The 16,475-nt window shown below is 72.8% G+C and carries 9 protein-coding genes; 6 read left to right on the top strand and 3 right to left on the bottom strand.

Features of this window, described 5'->3' with window-relative positions:
• Window positions 1-34: 34 nt before the first annotated feature.
• Window positions 35-169: a hypothetical protein gene (locus tag AC1RAD_RS12650; RefSeq protein WP_260684871.1), complete on the bottom strand. Its 135-nt coding sequence runs from the start codon at window positions 167-169 to the stop codon at window positions 35-37.
• A 149-nt stretch (window positions 170-318) separates the two neighbouring features.
• Between AC1RAD_RS12650 and AC1RAD_RS12645 the strand changes: the two genes are divergently transcribed.
• Window positions 319-816, top strand: coding sequence for an arsenate-mycothiol transferase ArsC (locus tag AC1RAD_RS12645; protein WP_070061203.1), 498 nt, complete (start codon window positions 319-321; stop codon window positions 814-816).
• A 6-nt stretch (window positions 817-822) separates the two neighbouring features.
• On the opposite strand, the gene AC1RAD_RS12640 is transcribed toward AC1RAD_RS12645, so the two are convergent.
• A complete protein-coding gene (locus tag AC1RAD_RS12640; RefSeq protein WP_062482657.1) occupies window positions 823-1,143 on the bottom strand; it encodes a hypothetical protein in 321 nt (106 codons plus the stop codon).
• A gap of 266 nt (window positions 1,144-1,409) precedes the next feature.
• Between AC1RAD_RS12640 and AC1RAD_RS12635 the strand changes: the two genes are divergently transcribed.
• Window positions 1,410-1,667 (top strand): hypothetical protein, encoded by a 258-nt coding sequence (locus AC1RAD_RS12635; protein WP_492735091.1) that lies wholly within the window; start codon window positions 1,410-1,412, stop codon window positions 1,665-1,667.
• A gap of 235 nt (window positions 1,668-1,902) precedes the next feature.
• Here AC1RAD_RS12635 and AC1RAD_RS12630 read toward each other — a convergent pair whose 3' ends face one another.
• The gene (locus AC1RAD_RS12630) at window positions 1,903-2,274 is read right to left on the bottom strand and encodes a hypothetical protein (RefSeq protein WP_095745878.1); all 372 of its coding nucleotides are present in this window, start codon (window positions 2,272-2,274) and stop codon (window positions 1,903-1,905) included.
• 235 nt (window positions 2,275-2,509) lie between these two features.
• Here AC1RAD_RS12630 and AC1RAD_RS12625 point away from each other — a divergent pair, with 235 nt between their 5' ends.
• The 4 genes from AC1RAD_RS12625 (at window position 2,510) to AC1RAD_RS12610 (ending at window position 16,381) form a co-directional block, all read left to right on the top strand.
• Window positions 2,510-3,232, top strand: coding sequence for a secretin and TonB N-terminal domain-containing protein (locus AC1RAD_RS12625; protein ID WP_492735089.1), 723 nt, complete (start codon window positions 2,510-2,512; stop codon window positions 3,230-3,232).
• 5 nt (window positions 3,233-3,237) lie between these two features.
• A complete protein-coding gene (locus tag AC1RAD_RS12620; RefSeq protein ID WP_070061200.1) occupies window positions 3,238-3,798 on the top strand; it encodes an RNA polymerase sigma factor in 561 nt (186 codons plus the stop codon).
• A 22-nt stretch (window positions 3,799-3,820) separates the two neighbouring features.
• A complete protein-coding gene (locus AC1RAD_RS12615) occupies window positions 3,821-4,786 on the top strand; it encodes a FecR family protein (protein ID WP_492735087.1) in 966 nt (321 codons plus the stop codon).
• Window positions 4,787-4,939: 153 nt separating this feature from the next.
• Window positions 4,940-16,381: a two-partner secretion domain-containing protein gene (locus tag AC1RAD_RS12610; protein WP_492735086.1), complete on the top strand. Its 11,442-nt coding sequence runs from the start codon at window positions 4,940-4,942 to the stop codon at window positions 16,379-16,381.
• Window positions 16,382-16,475 lie beyond the last annotated feature (94 nt).

Here is a 16,475-nt window from a genome sequence, read left to right as displayed (position 1 = left end):
GCCACGTGCCGGCAGGCGATGCCCGCGGTCTGCCTTACAGCCGGGTGTGCTCGGAGCGCGGCAGGCGGTCCTGGTCGGAACGCAGGACCGCCAGCATGCTCATGAGCGTCACGCCCGCGGCAAGACCGACCAGGAAAGCAAGCACAACGAGGGAGGGGTCGGTTGTCATGCGGTTCTAACGCCGACCCGTCCCGCAAGGTTTACGAGTGTTTACACTTATTTGTCATGTCTGCAGGTCCGGGGTAAACAGGCGTCTGCAAAAGGGTCCCTGTGCTTCGGCACCCACCTGCCACACGGCGTGGCTATAGTCGTTCGACCATGCAGAAACGGATCGAGGTTGTCTTTGTCTCGCGGCGCAATTCGCTGCGCAGCGTGCTGGCCGAGGCCTGTCTTGCCCACCTCGATGCGAAGCGCTTTTCGGTGCGCTCGTGCGGGCAGCCGGGGCGGCTGGCGGCGGACGTGCACCCCGCGGCCGTCGAGGCACTGGGCAGCGCCGGCATGGCCTTGCCGACCTCGCCGCCGCGCAGCTGGGACCTGCTGGCGCGCGCGGGATCGCACAACGCCGATGTCGTCATCACGCTAGACCCCTCGCTCGAACCGCTGCAGCCGCGCTGGCCCGGCCAGCCCGATGCGGCGCTGTGGCCTTACCCCGACGTGGCCGGCGCCAACACCGGCCCGGACGACGCGGCGCATGGCGCGCTGCAGGTGCTGTATTCGCTGCGCCGCCGGCTCGAATTGCTGGTCAACCTGCCGCTCGTGGGCGCCGACCGCAGCGCGCTGCGCTCCGACATCCGGGACATGGCGCACATGCGCTGACGCGCGCTAGGGCGCGGCGAGCCGCAGCACGAAGGTCTTGGTGTGCGGGTCGGTGAGAAACACCTGCGCCACCTGCCAGGCCTGCGCATGCGCGTCGCGCCAGGCGGTGGCGTACTTGATGTCCAGGCGGGTCATGGGCGGTTCGTCGAGCCGCTCGAGCCGGCGCCAGAGCCGGTAGCAGTGCGCGACCTGCCGGGGCGAGCCGAGCAGTTCCTCGAGTTTGATGCGGTAGGTGAATGCCGCCACCATCACGTCGCGCACCGTGACGTTGCGCCCCTCGACTTCGATGGTGTAGAGGTGTTCGGCGGAGTGGATCTCGTCCTTCATGCGGCGGCACGGAAATCGGGACGGACGGTGTCGACCTGCGGGGCAGGCCGGTCGGGAGGATGCGCAGAAAGAGGGAGACGGATCACGGCCGCTCCATCCTAGATGGCACGCTGTTTCGGCGCGAGTGCCGAAAGTCATGCGGATGTTCACACATGGTGTCCCTTTGCGCGAAGCGCGTGAAATTGTTATTAAACGAAATTAAATGCTAATACCTAGGAACTATGTCCTAGGGCGGCGCCGGCAGTAGCCCTAAGCTCCTCACTGACATGGGCGCCACACAGCAACATCTTTTCGTCGAACTTTCCGACGGTTGGTCCAGCGAGATCGACATCCGCCAGACCACCGGCGGCCGCTATGCCGGCGTGGCCGAACTCCGCCTGCGCGGGCTCAAGCGCGGCGTGCTCGTCTTCATGCAGCAGCCCTCGCTGGACGCCGCGGTCGCGCGCGTGCGACTGCGGGCCAGCCAGTTCGCCCGCGAGCGCCTGTCGCTCGCCGAAGCCCGGACCGGCGCACGGGCGAGCTGACCGGGTTCATCCGCACCCCGCGGTTGAAGTTTTTCTATCCCGGCCATCGGGATTGCCAAACCCGCTGCGCCCGCAAGCGGCGCACCATCGAGGCTCACGGATCTCACCGATGGAGCACACGACATGTTGAAGACCTTCAGGAAAGCCATGGGCGTCGCCATTTCGCTGGCCGGGTTCGTGGTGCTGGTGACCCAGCAACTCTGAACGCCCGGCCTCTCTTCCCGCATGGCGTCGCTCAGGGCCGGGGCGGCAGCAGCGGCGAGGTGTACACCGCCGGCGGCGGACGCTGCGGATACACCGAGGTGCCGAAGGTGTTGCCCATGCGGTGCCCGGTCGCCGCGCGGTTGAACAAGCCCAACTGATTGCCCGGCCGCTGCGTGATCGCTTCCGAGGCCAGCCCGGGCGCGGCGTCGTCCGGCCCGCGTGCCGGCATCGTGGGCGCGAGCTTGCGGGTCAGGCAGTCGTAGGCGGGCGTGCGCTCGCCATTCACCACCACTTCGACGCAGCTGCCGTCGGCCTCGCCGCCACCGGAGGGCGGCGTCTGCGCCGCCGCGCCAGTGCCGATCACCGAGAGCATCACGCCGAACAGCCACACACCGACGCGCATCGTTGCACCCCAGGAAAAAAAGAAGAAGGAACGCCGTGCCGTGATCACGGCCAACCGGGCAGTCTGGACCGCGTGCAAGTCAGGAAGAAGACGGAATCTCGCGAGGTCGGAAGTGTGAACGAAACGTCACATGTCGGTCATGCACGGTCGCTAGTCTCGCCCGCACGCTCACCCGGGCCGCACGGCGGACGGCCGCTTTCCAGACCCTTCGTTGCTGCTGTTGATCCTCCGTCACATGACACGTACTTCCGCATCGGGCGGTGGCCTGACACTGTCCTGGTGCCTCGTCATGGCGCTGGTGATGTGCGCCGCCCACGCCGCGGCAGCCGAGGACATGGCGAGCGACGCGCCGGCGCTGCATTTCGACCTGCCGGCGCAGCCGCTGGCACGCTCCCTCGCCGTCTTCGGCCACCTCACCGGGCATTCGGTGCTCGTCACCAGCCGCCTCACCGACGGCCGCGAGGCGTCGCCGGTGCAGGGCGACTTCGCGCCGCGCGACGCGCTGCAGCGGATGCTCGTGGGCACCGGGCTGGTGGCGCGCTACACCGGCGCCAGCGCGTTCACGCTCGTGCCGGCACAGCCGGCGACTGCCGTCCCGGACGAACGCGCGCCAGCGGGCGCCGCCCCGGCAGGCAATGCCCCGGCCTTGCAGGCTTACGCGGCCGTGCTGCAGGGGGCGGTCACGCGCGTGCTGTGCATCGCGCAGCCCGACGCCTTCGGCCGCTACCGGCTCGCGGTCCAGTTGTGGATCGACCCGGCGGGCGCCGTCACCGAGGCCCGCCTGCTCGAGGGCAGCGGCGTGCCGGCGCGCGACGCCACCGTGCTCGCCAGCCTGCGCACGCTCGGGCTGGACACGCCGCCGCCGGCCGCGCTGCCGCAGCCCGTCACGCTGCTGCTGACCCCGCGCCCCGACCCGGCGCGCGACTGCCGGCCGTACCTGCGCGCGCGCACAGGCTGAGTCGTATGTCCGAATCGATCAAGGCCTCGCTGCGCGCGCTGTTCCTGGCGCGCTACGCGCAGTTCCGCAAGCACCTGCACCACCGCCTCGGGTCGGAAGACCTCGCCAACGACGCGCTGCAGGAGGCCTACCTGCGCGTGGAGAACTCGACCGTGCGCAGCGCCGTGCGCTACCCCTCGGCCTACCTGTTCCGCATTGCGCTCAACGTGGCGGAAGACCAGCGCAAGAGCAACGCGCGGCTGCTGAGCGTGGGCGAGGTCGAGGCGCTGTACGACATGGCCGACGAGGCCGCCGACCCCGCGCGCGGTGCCGAGGCGCGCAACGAACTCGAGGCGCTCGAGCGCGCGCTGGCCGAGCTGCCGCGCCGCCGCCGCGCCATCGTGCTGGCCGCGCGCGTCGACGAGATGCCGCACAAGGACATCGCGGCGCGCTACGGCGTGTCGGCGCGCACCGTCGAGAAGGAATTGCGCGCCGGCCTGGAACATTGCTGCGAGCGGCTCGGGCGGGATTTCATCCAGCGCTTCGGTCCTGGCGCCGGAAAACAGTCTCCCCATGATGACCGCTGAAGAACCCCAGGCGACCGAGGCCATGAAGCAAACCCTGCAACGCGAAGCGCAAGCCTGGGTGGTGCGGCTCGGCTCGCAACAGGCCACCGAAGACGACGCCCAGGCCTTCCGGCGCTGGTGCGCGCGCAGCCGCGACCACGCGCAGGCCTTCGTGCAGGCGCGCCAGGTGTGGCAGGCCATGGCGCCGGCCGCGCAGCGCGTGCGCCAGCAGGAAGCGCGCGAAGCGGCCCGCCGTCTGCCGGTGCCCGGACGCCGTGCCTTCCTGGGCGGTGCGGTCGCGGCGTCGGTCGCCTACCTCGCGGTGTCGCCGCCGCTGGCGTTGTGGCCCTCGGTGGCCGAGTGGGGCGACGACTTCCGCACCGCCACCGGCGAGCAGCGCGAGGTCGCCATGGGCGACGGCGTGGTGCTGCAGATGAACACGCAGACGCGCATCAACCTGCGTCACGGCACGGCCTCGGAGCATGCGGGCGAAGCCATCGAGCTGGTGTCCGGCGAGGCCGAGGTGCTGGCCGGCGGCCCGGCCTCGGCGCGCGTCACGGTCGCGGCGGGCGGCGGCATGGTGTCGGCCACGCGTGCGCGCTTCAACATCCGCCACCTCGACGGCGAGGTCTGCGTGACCTGCCTCGCGGGCCAGGTCGATGTGGCGCAAGGCACGCAGCAGGCGCGGCTCGACGCAGGCCGGCAGCTGCGCTACGGCCCTGCGGGGCTCGGCGTCGTCACCGGTGTGGACACCGGCCCCGTCGTCGCGTGGCGCCGGCGCCAGCTGGTGTTCGACCAGGTGCCGCTGTCGCAGGTGGTGGCCGAGGTCAACCGCTACCGCCACGGCCGGCTCATCCTCACGAACGAGGCGCTGGGCCGCAGCCGCGTGCAGGCCAGCTTCTCCATCGACCGGCTGGACGACGTGGCCTTCCTGGTGCGCGACGTGTACGGCGCCGAACTCACGCAGCTGCCCGGCGGCATCGTGCTGCTGGGCGCCGCCAGCGCCTGAAGTGCGTCGCAGCGTGCCGATCCGCGTGTTCGTGAAGATTTCGTGACATGGTGCAGTCGCGCCGGACCTTCGCTGTCATAGCTCGGTAGTCCACGGGCCCTTGCGCTTCGTGGCCCCGATCGAGCAACGAAACACGAACCCATGGAAGTCCGCATGCAACGCAGCAGCCGCCGCACGGTGTCCCGGCGCAATCCGCCGAACGCGTCCTCTTCTTCTTATTCGTCCGCCGCATTCGCGCAGGTCCGGCTCACGCCGCTGGTGCGCGCCATCGCGCTGCTGCTGGCCGGCGGCGCCGCGTTCGACGGCGCGCAGGCGCAGCAGGCGTTCAGCGGCGCGTGGATGGCGCAGAAGAACATGGCGCAGAGCACCGCGCTCGCCACCGGCCGCCTGCCCAACGGCCTGCCCGCCGCGATGCTCGCGGGGCCGCAGGCGCAGCAGCAGCGTGCGAACGAACAGCTGCAGCAGTCCCTCGGCAACCTGAACCTGGCGGCGCGCGCCATTGCGGCGCAGCAGTCGGCGCAGGCCGCGGCGCGCGCCGCCGCGCAGCACGACCCGTCGGTGCCCGACGGCCTGGCCGAAGGCGGCCTGAAGGTCGACACGAACGCGCTCACCGCCGGCTGGCACAACGCACGCCCGCTCACGCCCGATTCGCAGCGCCAGGCCGCGGGCCGCACCGTGGTCACGGTCGAGCAGACGGCCGACAAGGCGATCCTCAACTGGGAGACCTTCAACGTCGGGCGCAACACCACCGTGAAGTTCGACCAGCAGGCCAGCTGGTCGGTGCTCAACCGCGTGAACGATCCGAAGGCGCGGCCCTCGCAGATCCAGGGGCAGATCCAGGCCGACGGCACGGTGATGGTCGTGAACCGCAACGGCATCGTGTTCAGCGGCAGCAGCCAGGTCGACACGCGCAACCTCGTGGCCGCGGCCGTGGGCATGAGCGACGCGCAGTTCAAGCGGGGCCTGTACAGCGAAACGCGCGGCAGCACCCAGGTGCCGGTGCTGGCCAACGACCTGGTGCTCCACGCCACCGGCGCCACGCACGGCGCGGCCACCGCCGACGTGATGGTGGAGCCCGGTGCGCGCATCGCCACGCGCCGGCCCACCAGCGTGACCGAGGGTGGCGGCTACGTGCTGCTGGCCGGGCGCGAGGCGCACAACCACGGCAGCATCACGACCGCCAACGGCCAGACCGTGCTGGCCGCCGGCGACGCCTTCGTGATCCGCAAGGGCATGGGCACCGACGGCAACAGCGACTCGAGCACGCGCGGCAACGAGGTCGATCCGCTGCGCTTGGCCGGCAGCGCCGCGGGCCGCGTGCGCAACACCGGCCTGATCGCCGTGCCGACCGGCGACGTGACCCTGGTCGGCAAGACCGTGGAGCAGCAGGGCGTGCTGCTGTCCAGCAGCTCGGTCAACACGCGCGGCACGCTGCACCTGCGGGCGGTGGGCGAAGCCGGCGAGGCGCGCGTCACGCTGGCGCCGCAGAGCACCAGCGCGATCGTGCTGGAGAACGACGGCGCCACCGCGCTCGACGTGCAACGCGACACCCTGCTGAAGGACTCGATGCGCCTGAGCGACGGCGGCTACAACCGCCGCGACCAGTCGCTGGTGAAGATCGACTCGGCCGGCGACATCGACTTCGACGGCGGCTCGCTCACTCTGGCCACCGGCGGCCAGGTGCAGGCGCGCGCCGGGCGCCGCACGCGCGTGGCCAGCGGCGCCGCCATCGACGTGGCGGGCGCGGTCGGCGTCGGCGTGGCCATGGCGTCGAACAACGTGAAGATCAACGTGCAGGGCAACGAGCAGCGCGACGCGCCGCTCAACCGCGACGGCAAGCGCCTGAACAACCTGGACATGTGGATCGACCGCCGCGACCTCGTGCGCGTGGCGGCCGGCGTCAACGGCTACGTCGGCGAGCGCTGGTACACCGGCGGCGGGCTGCTGGAGGTCGGCGGCTACCTCAACACCGACGGCCACACGGTCGGCGAATGGGCCGCGTCGGGCGGCACGGTGGCCTTCGCCGGCGGCGAGCTGGTCACGCAGCGCGGCTCGCGCATCAACGTGGCCGGCGGCACGCTCGACGTGCAGACCGGCCGGCTGCAGCAGAGCTGGCTCAAGGGCCCCGACGGGCGCCTGTACAACCTGTCGACCGCGCCGGCCGACATCGTCTACACCGGCCTGTACCGCGGCTTCGAGGACGAGCACGCGCGCTGGGGCAAGACCACCACCGGCTACTTCTACAACCCGCTGATCGCGCCGCGCGAACGGCTGGAAAACGGCTACACCGTGGGCCGCGACGCCGGCCAGGTGCAGGTCGGCACGCGCGCCGCGGTGCTCGAAGGCGACATCGACGCCACCGTGTTCCAGGGCGAGCGCCAGCAGCGCAAGCGCGATGCCGGCCTGGACAGCTACCGCCAGCTGCAGACCGCGGCCCCGCTGGCCGGGCGCCTGGTCATTGGCGGCGTGGCGCCGGTCTACGACGCCGCCACCGGCCTGCTGCGCGACAACCCTTCCGCGCGGGTCGACCGCGTCAGCTTCGCCGAGGCGCCGATCTCGCCCGCCGCGCTGGCCGCCGGCGAGGCGCTGCCGAAGGAGCTCGCGGGCCATGTGCGCATCGACAGCCAGTGGCTGCAGCGCCAGCGCCTGGGCGGCGTCGTCGCCTATGCGAACGACACGGTGGCGGTGACGTCGGCCCTTGCCGTCGCACCCGGCGGCAGCATCGCGCTGCACGCGCCCACGGTGGCGGTGGAGGCCGACCTGGTCGCGCGCGGCGGCAGCATCGCGCTGGGCGACTTGGTCAGCCGCTTCGCCAGCGCCAACGGCGGCAGCTGGGTCGACATCTCCATTGCCGACGTGCTGCCGGTCGGCTACGCGCCGCGCGTGGCGGTGGGCGAGGGCGTGCGGCTGGATGCGCGCGGCCTGTGGAGCCACATCGCGCAGTCGCCCGACCGCATCGAGGGCCTGCCCTACGTGGACGGCGGGCAGGTCACGCTGCGCAGCACCGGCGGTGTCGTGCTCGGCGCGCGCAGCCTGGTCGACGTGTCGGGCGGCGCGGCCCTGCTGGCCGGCAACGAACTGCGCGGCGGCCGCGGCGGCGACGTGACGCTGATGGCGGCCCAGCCCGGCAACGAAGGCGCGGGCCCCGGCACGCTGCGCATGGACGGCGAGGTGCGCGGCCACGGGGTGAAGGGCGGCGGCAAGCTGACGCTGGCCAACGGCGCGGCCATCGGCATCGGCGAACTGCCCGCGGGCGGCGACGGCCAGCTCGCGGCGGGACGCAGCAGCACCGTGCACCTGCGGCTGGCCGGTGACTACGTGATCGCGGCCGGCGGCGAGATTCCGATGGACTTCGCCGTCACGGTGTCGCGCGCGCTGCCGGGCGAGGCGCTCAAGGAGAGCGTGCAACCCGGCGTCAGCAACGCGCGCACCGTCATCACCGGCGCCGACTGGGTGGTGCCGCCGGGCACGCAGGCGTTCCTGCTCGACGGCAAGGGCTACGAGCCGGGCCAGACGGTGCCGGCCGGCAGCGTGCTGGCGGCCATCACCCTGCTGTCCCAGGGCTACGTGCTGCCCAGGGACGTGTTCCCCTCGGGCCTGCCGATCCCGCCCAAGACCACGTCGTACAAGGCCGGCACGGTGGCCGCCGCCGACACCGTGATGCCCGCGGGCACGGCGATCGTCGCCGGCACCGCGCTGCCGCGCGCGGTCGCGGTGCAGCCGCTGCTGCGCCTGGACACCGACCTGTTCCACAGCGGCTTCGCGCAGTACACGGTGCGCGGCCAGGACGGGGTGGCCGTGGCCGACGGCGCGCGCGTGGAGGTGCGCATGCCGGTGCAGCGCTTCGACCCCGTCGCCGGCGCGCTCGCGCCCACCGGCGCCGACCCGTCCACCGCGCTGCCGCTGTGGATGCCGCCGGTGTACCAGGACGATCCGGTGAAGCAGAAGCTCACCCAGCGCGCCGGCGCCGACCTGACGCTGGAGGCCGGCACGCTCTACCAGCGCGCGCCGCTGGTGGTGGGCGAGGGCGCCCACATCGCGCTCGACCCCGGCCGCACGCTCACGCTGCGCGGCAACGACCAGATCACGGTCGATGGCACGCTCTCGGCCTGGGGCGGTCGCGTCTCGCTGCTGCCGGGCGAGCACGGCATGGGCAACGCGCGCAATTTGGCCGACGGCATGCCCAACGCGCGCTCGTACTGGATCGGCGAGCACGCGCTGATCGACGTCGCCGCGCGCCCGGTGGTGGCCACCGACGCGCGCGGCCACCGCTATGGCCAGGTGGCCAACGGCGGCACCATCGAGATCGGCGCGCGCCACGTGCTCGATGCCACGCAGGTGGACGCGGCCGATGCCTTCGTGGTGCTGCGCCCCGGCGCGCGGCTGGAGGCCTCGGGCACGTCGGCGACGCTCGACCTGCCGGGCCGTGGCGCCACCGAGGTCGCCAGCCACGGCGGCACCATCGCGCTGAGTTCTTTCCGCGGCCTGTTCCTGGACGGCGACCTGCGCGCCGCGGCGGGTGGCGCGGGCGCGGCCGGCGGCATGCTGGCACTGAACCTGGACACGCCCATCTACGGCACGGTGGCGCGCTACAACCTGAAGGGCGAGAACGTCGACGACGCGGTGCGCGTGCCGCGCGAGATGCTGCTGGCGCAGGTGCAGGGCCGCAGCGCGGTGGCCGACGCCGCCGGCCTGCGCCCCGGCCAGGCGCACGGCGCGCTGGCCTACGGCACGGCGCGCATCGGCGTCGACCGCATCCACGACGGCGGCTTCGACAACCTGTCGCTGCTCAGCCACGGCATGCTGTCCTTCGACGGCAGCGTCGATCTCTCGCTGGGCCAGAGCCTGCGCCTGACCACCACCGCGCTGGCGCTGGCCGATGCGTCCGCGCCCGATGCGCGCGTGACGCTGGCCGCGCCCTACATCCGCCTGGCCGCCAGCGGGCGCACCCAGATCGACGACTACATCCTGCCCAACCCGGTGCTCGGCTCGCGCAACGCGGGCGGGGGGGCCGGCACGCTGGGCGTGCCGCTGGTGTCGGCCGGCAGTTCGCTGCGGCTGGACGCGCAGCTCATCGACCTGGCGGGCATGGTGCAGCAGGGCGTGCGCGGCACCATCGTGCGCAACGTGCCCGAGGAGCTGGTCGTGGAGCGCAACGCCTTCGACCGCACGCTGCTGCGCAGCAGCGGCGACCTGCGGTTCTCGAACAACGCCAGGTTCTACGTGCCGGGCGACCTCACGCTGGCGGCGGCGCAGATCTATCCGGCCACCGGCGACAGCGGGCTGGTGCAGGTCGGCCAGCGCAACGTCATCGACAAGTGGGGCACCCGCCAGGCCGAGATGGACATGAACCGCCGGCTGGTGATCGAGCGCGTGGGCGACACGCCGGCCATGCCGCAGTCGGCCTTCGGTTCGCTCACCTTCCACGCCGCCCACATCGAGCAGCGCGGCGTGCTGCGCGCGCCGCTGGGCGGCATCGCGTTGGGCAGCGTCTTCGGCGACACCGCCACCAGCACCGTGCAGCTGCATGCGGGCAGCCTGACCTCGGTCAGCGCCGACGGGCTGCTGATGCCCTACGGCGGCACGCAGGACGGGCTGACCTATCTCTTCAACGGCAAGGACGTGGCCTACCGCGTGCCCGGCGTCGGCCCGGCCATCACGCTGTCCGGTCACGCGGTGGACGTGCGCGAGGGCGCGGTGCTCGACATGTCGGGCGGCGGCACGCTCACCGGCACCGCCTTCCTGGCCGGACGCGGCGGCTCCACCGACGCGCGCATGCACCCGCTGGTGCAGGTGGGCGCGCAGCGCAAGGGCTTCGTGCTGCCCGGCCTGGCCACCAACCCGGTCTATGCCATCGTGCCGGGCGTGCAGCTGCTGCAGGCGCCGCTCGGCGCCGAGAAGGGCGCGAGCGATCCGGCAGTGGGCCGGCAGATCACCGTCGGTGCTGGCGTGCCCGGCCTGCCGCCGGGGCGCTACACGCTGATGTCCTCTACCTACGCGCTGCTGCCCGGCGCCTTCCGCGTCGAGCTCAACGGGCTGGCCGCGCAGGTCGGCGCCCCGGGCAGCGCGACGGCGATGCGCAACGGCTCCTACACCGCGCCCGCGCAACTGGGCGTGGCCGGCACCGGCATCCATGACGCGCTGCCGCTGCAGGCGGTGTTCACGCCGGGCGACGTGCTGCGCACCTACGCGCAGTACAACGAGACCGGTTATGCCGACTTCGCCGTGGCGCAGGCGCTGCGCGACGGCGTGCCGCGCCCGCTGCTGGAGCGCGACGCCAAGGCGCTGCGCTTCCAGTTCGGCCTGAAGGGCACGGCGGGCGAGATGCCCGGCGAACCCGCGCTGCGCTTCGCCGGCACCGCGCGCTACGCCACGGTGGGCGACGGCATGGGCGGCACGGCGCTGGTGCTCGGCGGAACGGCGCGCTCCTTCGAGGTGCTGGGCGACGGCGCCGCGCCCACGCCGGACTTCAAGGGCACCTCGCTGCATGCGCGCGACCTCAACGCCATCGGCGCCGCGCAGCTGGCCATCGGCGGCGCGCCGGCGGGCACCTTCGTGCAGGACGCCACCGCGGCCGACCGGCTGAGGGACGCCAACCGCCTGGGCTTCAGCGGCGCGGCCGAGGGCATCGTGCTGCGCGAGGGCGCGGTGCTGCGCGCGGGCGAGGTGTTCCTGGTCACCGACCGCCGCGACTCGGGCATCACCGTCGAGTCCGGTGCCGGCATCGACACGCTGGGCCGCGGGCCGGCGGCCTGGGACTCGCGCCGTGGCTACATCTACGAGCCGGGCTTGCGCAGCGTGCTGGCGGTGTCCAACGGCTGGATCGACATCCAGCCGCCGTCTGCATCGAGCGGCGGCCAAACGGGCCCCGGCCGCATCGACATCGGCGTGTGCGCCCCCAGCGGCAACTGCAGCGCTGGCGCGCGGCTGTATTCCGAAGGCACCATCACCGCCGCCACCGACCAGGCCTTCACGCTGGGCGACAGCACGCGCTACGGCACGCGCAACCTGGTGCTGGCGCTGGGCGGCATCAACGTCGGCGGCGAACGCGCGCTGGGCGATGCCGCCACGCGCGGCGCGCTGCCGCCGGGCCTGACGCTGAACCAGTCCGTGCTCGACCGTCTGCTGCGCGGCGACACCAGCACCGGCGCACCCGCGCTGGAGAACCTGGTGTTCACCGTGCGCGACGCGGTCAACTTCTTCGGCTCGACGCAGCTGTCGACCATCGACCCCGCCACCGGCCAGTCGACGATCGCGCGCCTGATGCTGACCACGCCCGCGATCTACGGCTGGGGCGATGCCGACAGCGTGGCGCGCATCCACACCGACGTGCTGGTGTGGAACGGCACGCGCACGCCGCCCGGCCTGGTGGCCACCGGCGGCGCGGGCACCGGCAGCGGCCGGCTGCAGATCGACGCCCGGCGCATCGAGCTGGGCGCCGCGCGCGACATGCGCGTGGACACCGTGCACGACATGGACCGGCTGGTGCTGGGCTTCGGCGAGGTGCAACTCAACGCCAGCGAGCAGGTCACGGCGCGGCAGAAGGGCTCGCTCTCGGTCTACCAGTCGCAGGGCGCGTGGGACGAGGCGGCCAAGGGCCATGTGCGCACGGGCGGCGCGCTGCGCATCGACACGCCGCTCCTGACCGGCGAGGCCGGCTCGGTGATGCGCTACACCGCTGGCGGCGACGTGCGCGTGGCCGCGCCGCAAGGCATGCAGCCGGCCACGATGACCGACGCCGAAGCGTCGCGCGCGCTGGGCGCCGAGATCGCCATCGCCGGGCGCAGCGTGGCGCTCGACACCGCCGTGGTGCTGCCCAGCGGCAAGCTGGTGCTGCGCGCCGACGGCGACGTGCAGCTGAACGACGGCGCACGGCTGGACCTGGCCGGGCGGCGCCTGCGCTTCTTCGACGTCGACAAGTACAGCTGGGGCGGCGACGTGGAGATCGAAAGCCGCACGGGCAACGTGCGCCAGGCCGCGGGCGCGCAGATCGATCTGTCGGCGCAGAACAACCGCGCCGGCCGGCTGGCCGTCACCGCGCTCGGCGCGGGTGCCGGCAGTGTCGAGCTGCTGGGCCGCATCGCCGGCGGCAGCAGCGGCGAGTACGACGCGGGCGGCACGGCGGTGCCCTACGCGGCCGGGCGCATCGACGTGCGCGCGCAGCGCCTGGCCGACTTCGCCGGCCTGAACCGCCGCCTGACCGACGGCGGCGTGGTCGGCGAGCGCAGCTTCCAGCTCAAGCAGGGCGACCTGGTGGTGGGCGACGAGCTGAAGGCGCGCGAGATCAACCTGTCGGTCGACGGCGGCCACCTCACCGTGGCCGGCACCGTGGACGCCGGCGGCGTGCAGGTCGGCAGCATCCGGCTGGCGGCACGCGACGGCGTCACCATTGCCGGCAACGCGCTGCTCGACGCGCACGGCACGCGGCTGCGCGTGGACAGCTACGGCCAGGCCATCGAGGCGCCCAACCGCGCCACCATCGAGATCGACAGCGGCAAGGGCCGCCTCGTGCTGGAGAGCGGCGCGCGCATGGACCTGCGCGCCGGCACGGACGGCACGCCGCGCGCCTTCGGCACGGTGGAACTCAACGCGCCGCGCCTGGGCGGCGCGCGCGGCAACGACATCGACATCGACGCCGGCGGCACGCAGCGCATCGAGGGCGCACGCACGATCACCGTCAACGGCTTCTTCCGCTACGACGACGCGCCCACGGGCACCGACCCGGACATCAGCGGGCGGCCCTACCAGCGCATCGACCAGGCCTACCTGCAGGCCAAGCACGAGGACAGCACGGCCTTCATGCGCAACGTGCTGGCCAACGGCGCGCTGGTCGACGGCCGGCTGGCGGGCCTGCGCGCCTACGGCGATGCCTTCCACCTGCGCCCCGGCGTGCAGATCGTGAGCCGGACGCCCGACGGCGACCTGCAGATCGACGGCGACCTCGACCTTTCGGCCTTCCGCTACGACAGCCTCAATGCACGCACGCAGCGCACCGGCGTCTACGGCTCGGGCGAGGCCGGCGCGCTGGTGATGCGCGCGGGCGGCAACCTGAAGATCCACGGCAGCATCAACGACGGCTTCGACACCTCGGCGCTGCCGGCCACGCGCGACGACGACGGCTGGGTGCTGCTGAAAGGGCGCGTGCCCTTCGGCGGCGACGTGGTGGTGCCGCGCGGCGGCGTGGTCACGCTGGCCGAGAACACCTTCCTGCAGCCCGGTCGTGCGCTCAACTTCCAGGCGCCGCTCAAGGCCATGAGCCTGGCCGCCGGCACCGTGCTGCCGGTGCGCGCGGTGCTCACCGAGGGCTACACGCTGCCCGCGGGCACCGTGCTCGGCGGCGCGGTGCGCGATGCGTCCGGCCAGGTCCTTCATACGGCCGGCACCGTGCTGGCGCGGCCGCTCGTGCTGGGCGCGAACATGCAGCTGGACCCCGGCGTGCGGCTGGCGGGCGCGGCCAAGGTCGGCCCGATGCTGTGGCCGGTCGGCGTGCCGCTGCCGTTCCCCGACGGCGCCGTGCTGGACGTCAACCAGCCGCCGTTCTACCGCTACAACGGCCCGGTGCTGGCGCGCGAGGTGCCGCTGCAGCGCGGCGCCGTCATCCCGGCCGAGACGGTGGTCGTGCTGCCCGGCGGCGCGGCGTCGGTGCGGCTGCGCCTGGCCGATGGTGACGGCAACCAGGGCCGCAACTTCGCCATCGCGCCGATGCTGGCCGAGGGCTCGCAGTCGTGGTCGATGCGCCTGGTGGCCGGCGCCGACACGCAGGCCGCCGACAGCCGCGCGCTGCAGCCGCGCGGGCCGCAGCGCGACCTGCTGCTGGCCGACACGCACTACGGCAACGCCTTCACGAAGCAGCTGGTCTCCGGCGGCAAGGTGTGGTCCTGGAACCAGCAGGCGGAGGACGAAGGCCTGGGCGGGAAGGGCGTGATCCTCACGCCGGAGGAAGTGTCCTGGGGCATGTGCGACATCGGCTATTGCGACCTGGTCTCCGAGACCCCCGAGGTCTGGGACTTCAAGTCCTACCCCGTGCGCCAGCCGCTGTTCAGCGTCGTGCGCACCGGCACCGGCGACCTGGACCTGCTGGCCGGCAACGACTTCACGCAGCGCTCGCCCTACGGCATCTACACCGCCGGCACGCGCGCCGCGGCGCGCGCGGACGACGCCGACTTCCACCTGCCGCGCGCCAAGGGCCCGCAAGGCACGGTGCTCAACGGCGGCTACGACATCTTCGAGCAGTTCGTCGACAGCCAGAGCCTGTACCGCGCCTGGTACCCCGACCACGGCGGCAACCTGCGCATGCGCGTGCAGGGCGATGCGCGCGGCGACACCATCGGCGTGCGCGGCAACATGCGCCGCACGACCGACGAACTGGGCGTGTTCCGCAAGCAGATGCCCAGCGCCATGCTCGGCAACTGGCTGTGGCGCCAGGGCACCGGCAGCGTGGTGCCGGGCGCCGAGGGCGTGCCCACCGCGTGGTGGATCAACTTCGGCAGCTACGTCGCGGGCCACGAAGGCACGACCTACGACCTCGGCGGCCTCTGGCCCTATCTGGTGGGCTTCACCGGCATCGGCACGCTGGGCGGCGGCAACCTGGTGTTCGAGACCGGCGGCAACGCCGGGATGATGGAGCAGATGGGCGACCACAGCGCCACCTACGTGGCGCGCAGCCAGGGCCTGCATCTCGCCGTGGGCAGCACCGGCCGCGTGACGCGCGCGGGCGAGCTGCTGCTGACCGGCGGCGGCGACCTGGACGTGCGCATCGGCGGCACGCTGAACCCGGCGCCCGAGGTGCGCGCAGTGCCTGCCAGCACCACCTGGCAGGCCGGCAGCCTCCAGCGCTACGACCGCATGCGGCTGGACCTGAACGGGGTCTTTGCCAACCTGCGCGGCGCGCTGCGGCTGGAAAGCGGCGCGGTGGGCGGCATCGAGCTGGACTTCGGCACGCCCGGCCCGAAGGACTCGCGCGCGCTCAGCCCCTACGTCGCGGGCTCGTCGATCGCCTCGGGCGGCCCGGTGCTGATTCCCGGCGACGCCGGCGTGCGGCTCGATGCGCGCGGCGACCTGGTGCTGGGCGGCGTGGCCGATCCGGGGCGCGTGCCCACGCTCACGCACGGCACGCCCTTCAGCGCCAACGGCACGCAGCACCCGGGCGAGGGCTGGACCTGGTTCTCGCTGTGGACGCCGTCGACCGCGATCGACCTGTTCAGCGCCGGCGGCAACCTCACGCCGACGCTGGGCTGGACCGACCTGGGCGATCGCACCAACCACCAGGCGACCGACGGCCGCTTCGTCTACCCGGCGGTGCTGCGCGCGCTGGCGGCCAGCGGCAGCCTGTACTACGGCAGCGCGAGCTCGGGCGTGCGCGACGAATCGAGCAACGGGCCGGTGCTGTCGCCCTGGAGCCTCACGCTGGCGCCGTCGCCGGTCGGCCCGCAGTACGCGGTGAAGCGCACCGCGCAGCTGGAGCTGCTGGCGCGCGACTCCATTCATGCGGCGGGCTACACCATCACGCCCTCGGGCGCCGATCCGTCGCGGCTGGTGGACCCGTACCAGAGTTCGCCGCGCTGGGCGGCGAACTCTGGTACGGCCGCGAGCTGATCCACAACACGGCCGCCGACGCGCTGCTGCCCTCCATTGCACTGGACGGCCAGAATTCGTGGCTGCGCTTTCCGCTGTTCACGCTCACCTCGCC

This window comes from Variovorax sp. GW823-FHT04B03 (genome assembly GCF_058796495.1).
Note: the sequence above shows the minus strand (reverse complement) of the source record. Positions and strands in the feature narration are given on the sequence as shown.